Genomic DNA, 6,581 nt, shown 5'->3' with positions numbered 1-6,581 from the left:
GGGTCGGGGTGGGCGGTTCCGGTGTGGCGCGGGATGGTGCCGGGGTTCCTTCCGCTGAGCTGCGGCGGCTCGTCGACTACTGGCGGGGCGGGTACGACTGGCGAGAGCACGAGCGGGCGATCAACGCTCTGCCGTCGCACCTCGCCGACATCGACGGCACGGCCGTGCACTACGTGCGGCTGGAGGGCGAGCATCCGGATGCCCTGCCGATCGTGTTGACCCACGGCTGGCCGAGCTCGTTCCTCGAGCTGGTCGGGCTCGGTCGCCGGCTGGCGCGCCCCTCGGAGTACGGTGGGCGGGCCGAGGAGTCGTTCACCGTGATCATCCCGTCGCTGCCCGGCTTCGCCTTCTCGCCGCAGCGGCCAGAGCTGCCGGCCGTTCCGACCCACGAGCTCTGGCACCGGCTGATGCACGATGTGCTCGGGTTCGAGCGGTACGGGGCGCACGGCGGCGATCTCGGTGCCGGCGTCAGTTCGCGGTTGGCGGCGGCGCACCCCGAGAGCGTCGTCGGCGTGCACGTTCTGGCCGTGGGCGACCCGGGCGAGGTGGATGCGGCGTCGCTGACTCCGGCGGATCAGGCCTACCGCGACCAGCAGGCAGAGTGGTACGCCCGCGACGGCGGGTACGAGCACGAGCAGCGCACGCGGCCGCTCACCCTCGCGTACGGCCTGGCGGACTCACCCGTCGGGCTGCTCGCCTGGCTGCTCGAGAAGTACACGGCGTGGACCGACGGAGACGGGCTGCCCCCGGCCTTCGACGACGACTTCGTGCTGACCCAGGTGTCGCTCTACTGGTTCACCGGAACCATCTCGACGTCGTTCCGGCCCTACTGGGAGCACGCCCGCTTCGGGTCGCCGGGGCCGCGCGTCACGGTGCCGACGGGGGTGGCGGTGTTCCCCGCCGATCTGGTGCAGCCACCGCGCAGCTGGGCCGAAACCACGCACGAGGTCGTGCGCTACACGCGGATGCCGCGGGGCGGGCACTTCGCTGCGCTCGAGGTTCCGGAGCTGCTGGCGGAGGAGGTGCGGGAGTTCTTCGCCGCGCTTCGGTGAGGAGGGCGCTCGCGGTGAGGAGGGCGCTGCGGTGAGGAGGGCGCGGGCGCTCAGCCCCAGAACCCGAGGTGCGGGCGCCGGGCCTCGTCGAGGAGGGCGGGGCCCGCGACATCCACAGGCCGAGCGCCGGCGGCGAAGACCGAGCGGCACGGGAGCATGAGCATGGGGCTGTCACCCTCGGCCGTGGTGATGTCGAGCAGGCCGACCTCGTCGAGGGCGTAGACGACGCGGCCGATGCCGGCCCAGAAGATGGCGCCGGAGCACATCGCGCAGGGCTCGCAGCTGGTGTAGAGCGTGCAGGTGGCGAGGTCGGCGAAGGAGTACTGCCGAGTGGCAAGGCGCACGAGGTTCGTCTCGGCATGGGCCGTGACATCCCGGTCGGTCGTCACCGAGTTCTCGGCGCGGAGCACGACGGCCCCCGAGCCGTCGGTGAGCAGGGCGCCGAACGGGTGGTTGCCGTGCGAGACGGCGTCGTCTGCGATGGAGATCGCCTCACGCAGGAGGGCGAGATCGATGTCGGTGACAGACGGATCGGGCTGAGCGGGCTCGGGGAGCAGTGTCATGCAGCCAGACTAGAGGCAGCCAGACGTCCGAGCTCACCCGAGCCCGCCCGAGCCCGTTCGAGGCGAAGACTACGCGCGGCGGGCCTTCACGCGGGTGTAGATAAACAGCACGATGATCGCGCCGATGATCGAACCGATGATGCCGGCCGGCTGGAAGAAACCGTCCATGTTGTCGTGGTTGAAGAGCAGGAACCCGAGGAACCCACCGACGAACGAGCCGACGATGCCCAGGACAATCGTCATGAGGATCGACATGTCCTGCTTGCCGGGGATGATGAGGCGGGCGAGGGCACCGGCGATGAGGCCGACGACGATGAGGCTGATGATGAGACCGAGCATTGTGTGCTTCCTTTGCTGTGAGGATGCACCCCGTTTCTGGAGCGCGCCTACAGCCTAGAAGGAAGGCAATTCGGCCGTCGGCACTGGCGAACGAGCGCGAAACGTGCTTAGTGCGGTTCGTTCGCTTCGAGAGCGTTCGTGATGAAGGTGTGTGCGTGCTTTGCGAGCGCCGGCCCGTCGTTCCAGAGGTTGCGCCAGATCGAGAGGTCGGTCGACAGCGTCTGCGACACCACGGCGCTCGAGAACGATTCGAAGGTGATGCCGCCGGTGTACCCGATGTCGGCCAGCGAATGGAAGAACGTCGTGAAGTCGAGGTGCCCGCTACCGAGGTAGCCCCGGTGGTTCTCGCCGATGTGCACGTAGCCGAGGCGGTCGCCCACCAGCGCGAACGGGCGCACGAAGTCGTCCTCCTCGATGTTCATGTGGTAGCTGTCGAGGTGCACGGTCACGTTGTCCTCGCCGATGTCGTCGGCCAGCGCCAGGGCCTGTTCGGCCGTGTTGACGACGTTCGTCTCGTACCGGTTGCAGACCTCGAGCCCGAGGGTCATTCCCACGCCCTGGGCCTCCCGGGCGACATCCTGCAGCACGGAGACGGCGTTGGCCCGGCCCGCGGCGGTGAGCGAGCGACCGTAGTTGCCGAAGGCGCTGTAGAGCGCACCGGTCAGCAGGCTTCCGCCCAGTTCGTGCACCGCCTGCACGCTCGCGCGCAGCAGTTCGGCGCCGCGGGCGACGACGGCGGTGTCTTCGCTCGAAATGTCGGCGTCGAAGGTGAGGCCCCGCGAGCAGACGACGCCGAGGCCCGCTGCCTCGAGCGCCGCGCGGGCGTGACCGGTGTCGAGGGCCTGCGCATCCTGCAGCGACAGCTCGAGCACGTCGTAGCCGGCCGCCTTCGTCTGCTCGATGGCGTAGTCGACTTCGGCGGGCGTGGTGCCGCCCGAGAAGACGAGGGCGTGGACTCCGAGTTTGTTGACGGGCATGGCCTCAGCGTACCCACACCGACCTGGCCCTCGTTCGAGCGTGGACGAATTGGGGGATGGGGGGTAGCAAACGCACAGCTGGTGGGTCTACTTTGTTGCCCGTATACCGTTGACCGTTTCATCCCGTGGCTGGTGCGCAGACCGGCCCGATTCGCTGGCTCGGCCGACTCCTAGCAGGTGTACGGGAGGAACGACCATGTCGACGAACTGCGCTGTCTGCAACTGCCACGCTGCACCGGATGACGAGCTGATCGTCGCGCTGAAGCACACCGTGGGTCTCGCCTCCGTGTGCCCGTCGCACGCCGAGGGCATTCGCGACGGGTCGCTGCGCGCGCGGCCCTTCGCGGCCGAGGAGAGAGAAGTGGGGCTGGAGCTGATACCCGCGGCGTGAACGCTCGGGGGTCTCCCGGCTGGGGTCGATAGGGTGCGTGCGACACGTGACAAGCCATCCCCGAGACGAGGATTCCATGCCCACGAGCACACTGCTGACCGCTGGTGCACCGGCCGACAGCCTGCGGGCCGACAGCAGCCTGCCGGCCGACAGCCTGCACGCCGGCGCACTGCTGGCCGTAGACCCCGCCGACCCCGGGCAGCCGGGCGGCCTCATCGGGTTCGCTCTGACGCTGATGAACGCGCTCGGCGAATGGGGCGTCGGGCTGTTCACGCTGCTCGAGACGGTGTTCCCGCCGATCCCGAGCGAGATCGTGCTGCCCCTCGCCGGGTACCTCGCCCAGCTCGGTCGCCTCAACATGGTGCTGATCGTGGTGACGAGCACGCTCGGCGCGTACCTCGGGGCCCTGCTGCTGTACGGGCTCGGTGCCGCGCTCGGGCTGGATCGGTCGATCCGGCTGCTGTCGCGGCTGCCGCTGGTCGACCGGGACGATTTCGAGAAGGCCGCCGCATGGTTCGAGAAGCACGGTCGCTCGGCGATCTTCTTCGGGCGGCTGGTGCCGGGCATCCGGAGCCTGATCTCGCTGCCGGCAGGCGCCGAACGGATGCCGCTGGTCACTTTCACGACGTTCACCCTCACCGGCAGCCTGCTCTGGAACGGCCTGCTGATCGGGCTCGGCGCGGCGCTCGGAACCCAGTACGAGCTGATCGACCAGTACTCGTCGGTGCTGAACTACGCGGTGTACGCGGCGCTGGCGGGGGTGATCGCGTGGCTGGTGGTGCGACGGGTGCGGCGGGGGCGGCAGGCGCGGCAGGCGCGCAACTCCCGGGCCTAGCGGGCTCAGCGGCCGTCGGCTCCGGAGCGCATGCCGTAGCGTTGCAGCATGACGGAGACCGACACCTCGCCGACCGCAGACGCCCCGCCCCTCTCGCAGGCTGACCCCGCAGAGACCGTCCGCGAGGCGCTCGCGCTCGCCCCGGTCGTCGACGGGCACAACGACTGGGCGTGGGAGTGCTACCTGAACCGCGGGTACTCGGTCGAGGGTCTCGAATCCGGGCTGGCCACCGACACCGACATCGCGCGCCTGCGGGCCGGCGGGGTGGGTGCGCAGTTCTGGTCGGTCTTCGTCGAAGACACCAAGGCCTCGGCAGACGGGCACGGCAGCGACGCAGTGCAGCAGACGCTGGAGCAGATCGACTGGGTGCACCGGCTGGTCGCGCGCTACCCCGACGACTTCGCGCTCGCCCGCACGGCCGACGAGGTCGAGGCGGCACGGGCATCCGGTCGCATCGCCTCGCTGCTCGGAGCCGAGGGCGCCCACAGCCTCAACGACTCGCCCGCCGTGCTGCGCATGCTCGCGCGCCTGGGGGTTCGCTACCTCACGCTCACGCACGTGCACAACACGTCGTGGGCCGACTCGGGCACCGATGTTCCGCTGCACAACGGGCTCTCGCCCCGCGGCGTCTCGTACATCGCCGAGATGAACCGGCTCGGGGTGCTCGTCGACCTCTCGCACGTGTCGCCGGCGACGATGCACGCGGCTCTGGATGCGACCACCGCCCCGGTCATCTTCAGTCACAGCTCGTGCCAGGCCCTCTCCCCCCACCCTCGCAACGTGCCCGACGACGTGCTGGCGCGGCTCGAAGCCAACGGCGGCGTTCTGATGGTGACCTTCGTGCCGCAGTTCCTGAGCGCGGACTACGCGGAGTGGTTCGACGGGCCGCGCACCGCGCCCGCGCCTCCGGTGACGGTGGCGGATGTCGCGGACCACGTCGAGCACGCCCGCCGGGTCGCGGGCGCCGCCCACATCGGTCTCGGGGGCGACTTCGACGGAACCGACGAGTTCCCGGCCGGGCTCGAGGGCGTGGACGGGTACCCCACCCTGCTCGAGGAGCTGGCGCGCCGCGGCTGGAGCGCGGCCGAACTGGCGGCGCTGGCCGGCGGCAACGTGCTGCGCGTGCTGCGCGCGACCGACGCCGCCTACCTGTCGGGCGCCACCACCTCCCCCGCGCTGGAGTTCTAGCCCCGCGCCCGGCCCGGCCGCGCGCCCGCCGCGCCCGCTGCGCCGCCCCGCCCGCCGCGCGCGTCTCCCACTCGGACGGAGGTCAGCCGATCCGCCGCCGTATCCGCCTCGGTTCGGCCGAGCTCCGTCCGGGCGGGAATTCCGGCGAGCGAGTTATCCACAGATCGGCGGGACGACTCTCTGTGGGGAGCCGTTTCGGCCACACTGCTCGGCATGCACCTCACCGAAGCAGTCCTCCTCCTGGGCGGAGTCGCGCACAACAGCCGGCTCGAGCCCCTTGGCTTCGCCGGGGCCGACGTACGGGAGGCCGTGCGCTCCGGCACCGTTCTCCGCATTCGTCGACGCTGGGTTCACCTACCCGGGGCCCCGGAAGACGCCATTCGGGCCGTACGCGTGGGCGGCGCTCTGACGGCGGTGTCCCGGCTCGCTTCTCTCGGTGTCTGGTGCGCAACCGACGGCCTGTTGCATGTTCGCGTCGGCCGTCACGACACGCACTTGGGGTCGCCGGATGATCGTGCGGTCGCCCTCGGTGAGCCGCGTTCACGCGGAGTCTGCCTTCATCGGAGCCGCCCAGGCGACGACACGCCGATCACCGTAGCTGCGGACTCCGTCGAGGAGTCGCTGATGCAGATGGTGCTCTGCCAAGAGCGCGACCACGCCGTGGCGGCGTTCGACTCGAGCCTCCGCCAGAGGCTCACGAATCCGTATCGACTGGCCGCCTATGCGGAGAGGCTCACCCAGAAGCACCGCGACGTCGTGGCGCTTGCCGACGCCCGGTCTCACTCCGGGCTCGAGACGAAGGCGCGGCTGCGGCTGCGCGCGCTCGGGATCCCGTACCGCACACAGGTGCGCGTGCGGGGCGTGGGCGCCGTCGATCTGGTGGTCGGTGACAGGCTCGTGATCGAGCTCGATGGGAGGGAGTGGCACTCCAGCGAGGCCGCGTTCGCCGAGGATCGCCGCCGAGACTTCATCCTGCACGAGCGCGGATGCCTGGTTCTCCGGTTCACCTACGCGCAGGTGATCTACGAGTGGGCGCGCGTCGAGGCGCTCATCCGCGGTCTCGTCGCTCGCGGGGAGCACCGCTGGAGCACTCGGCAGCTCCGCGCCGGGCTCGGGCCGACACTCTCGTGAGGGCCGGTCGCGGCGTCGGCTCCCACTCGGACGGAGCTCGGCCGAATCGACGCCGTATTCGGGTGGGATCGGCCGACGTCCGTCCGGGTGGGGATGGGGCGGGAC

General features: G+C 70.4%; 8 protein-coding genes. 5 read left to right on the top strand and 3 right to left on the bottom strand.

Going from position 1 to position 6,581, the window contains the following annotated elements:
* Positions 1-1,052, top strand: a 1,052-nt coding sequence (locus C5B96_RS12390) for an epoxide hydrolase family protein (protein ID WP_199176645.1), incomplete at its 5' end; no start/stop codon positions are given.
* Between the two features lie 50 nt (positions 1,053-1,102).
* Here C5B96_RS12390 and C5B96_RS12385 read toward each other — a convergent pair.
* From C5B96_RS12385 to C5B96_RS12375, 3 genes are all read right to left on the bottom strand, one after another.
* A complete protein-coding gene (locus C5B96_RS12385; protein WP_104245672.1) occupies positions 1,103-1,615 on the bottom strand; it encodes a nucleoside deaminase in 513 nt (170 codons plus the stop codon).
* Between the two features lie 69 nt (positions 1,616-1,684).
* Positions 1,685-1,954, bottom strand: a complete 270-nt coding sequence (locus C5B96_RS12380) for a GlsB/YeaQ/YmgE family stress response membrane protein (protein ID WP_104245671.1) — start codon at positions 1,952-1,954, stop codon at positions 1,685-1,687.
* 107 nt (positions 1,955-2,061) lie between these two features.
* The gene (locus C5B96_RS12375; protein WP_104245670.1) at positions 2,062-2,931 is read right to left on the bottom strand and encodes a sugar phosphate isomerase/epimerase; all 870 of its coding nucleotides are present in this window, start codon (positions 2,929-2,931) and stop codon (positions 2,062-2,064) included.
* 196 nt (positions 2,932-3,127) lie between these two features.
* On the opposite strand from C5B96_RS12375, the gene C5B96_RS12370 reads away from it, so the two are divergent.
* From C5B96_RS12370 to C5B96_RS12355, 4 genes are all read left to right on the top strand, one after another.
* Entirely contained in the window at positions 3,128-3,322 is a 195-nt protein-coding gene (locus C5B96_RS12370) for a hypothetical protein (protein WP_104245669.1), read from the top strand.
* Positions 3,323-3,557: 235 nt separating this feature from the next.
* On the top strand, positions 3,558-4,157 hold the full coding sequence (locus C5B96_RS12365; protein ID WP_233189183.1) for a DedA family protein: 600 nt from the start codon (positions 3,558-3,560) through the stop codon (positions 4,155-4,157).
* Positions 4,158-4,205: 48 nt separating this feature from the next.
* Positions 4,206-5,345: a dipeptidase gene (locus C5B96_RS12360; RefSeq protein ID WP_104245667.1), complete on the top strand. Its 1,140-nt coding sequence runs from the start codon at positions 4,206-4,208 to the stop codon at positions 5,343-5,345.
* Between the two features lie 213 nt (positions 5,346-5,558).
* A complete protein-coding gene (locus tag C5B96_RS12355; RefSeq protein ID WP_104245666.1) occupies positions 5,559-6,476 on the top strand; it encodes an endonuclease domain-containing protein in 918 nt (305 codons plus the stop codon).
* Positions 6,477-6,581 lie beyond the last annotated feature (105 nt).

The organism is Subtercola sp. Z020 (assembly GCF_002931235.1).
Taxonomy (GTDB): Bacteria; Actinomycetota; Actinomycetes; order Actinomycetales; family Microbacteriaceae; genus Subtercola.
This window is presented reverse-complemented; position numbering and strand designations above follow the sequence as displayed.

What these genes read in the sequence shown, in the direction of transcription:
- C5B96_RS12365 (WP_233189183.1), top strand. Translation starts at nt 3,558, where the DNA reads ATGAACGCGCTCGGCGAATGGGGCGTCGGGCTGTTCACGCTGCTCGAG.
- C5B96_RS12375 (WP_104245670.1), bottom strand. Translation starts at nt 2,931, where the DNA reads ATGCCCGTCAACAAACTCGGAGTCCACGCCCTCGTCTTCTCGGGCGGC.
- C5B96_RS12385 (WP_104245672.1), bottom strand. Translation starts at nt 1,615, where the DNA reads ATGACACTGCTCCCCGAGCCCGCTCAGCCCGATCCGTCTGTCACCGAC.
- C5B96_RS12370 (WP_104245669.1), top strand. Translation starts at nt 3,128, where the DNA reads ATGTCGACGAACTGCGCTGTCTGCAACTGCCACGCTGCACCGGATGAC.
- C5B96_RS12380 (WP_104245671.1), bottom strand. Translation starts at nt 1,954, where the DNA reads ATGCTCGGTCTCATCATCAGCCTCATCGTCGTCGGCCTCATCGCCGGT.
- C5B96_RS12355 (WP_104245666.1), top strand. Translation starts at nt 5,559, where the DNA reads ATGCACCTCACCGAAGCAGTCCTCCTCCTGGGCGGAGTCGCGCACAAC.
- C5B96_RS12360 (WP_104245667.1), top strand. Translation starts at nt 4,206, where the DNA reads ATGACGGAGACCGACACCTCGCCGACCGCAGACGCCCCGCCCCTCTCG.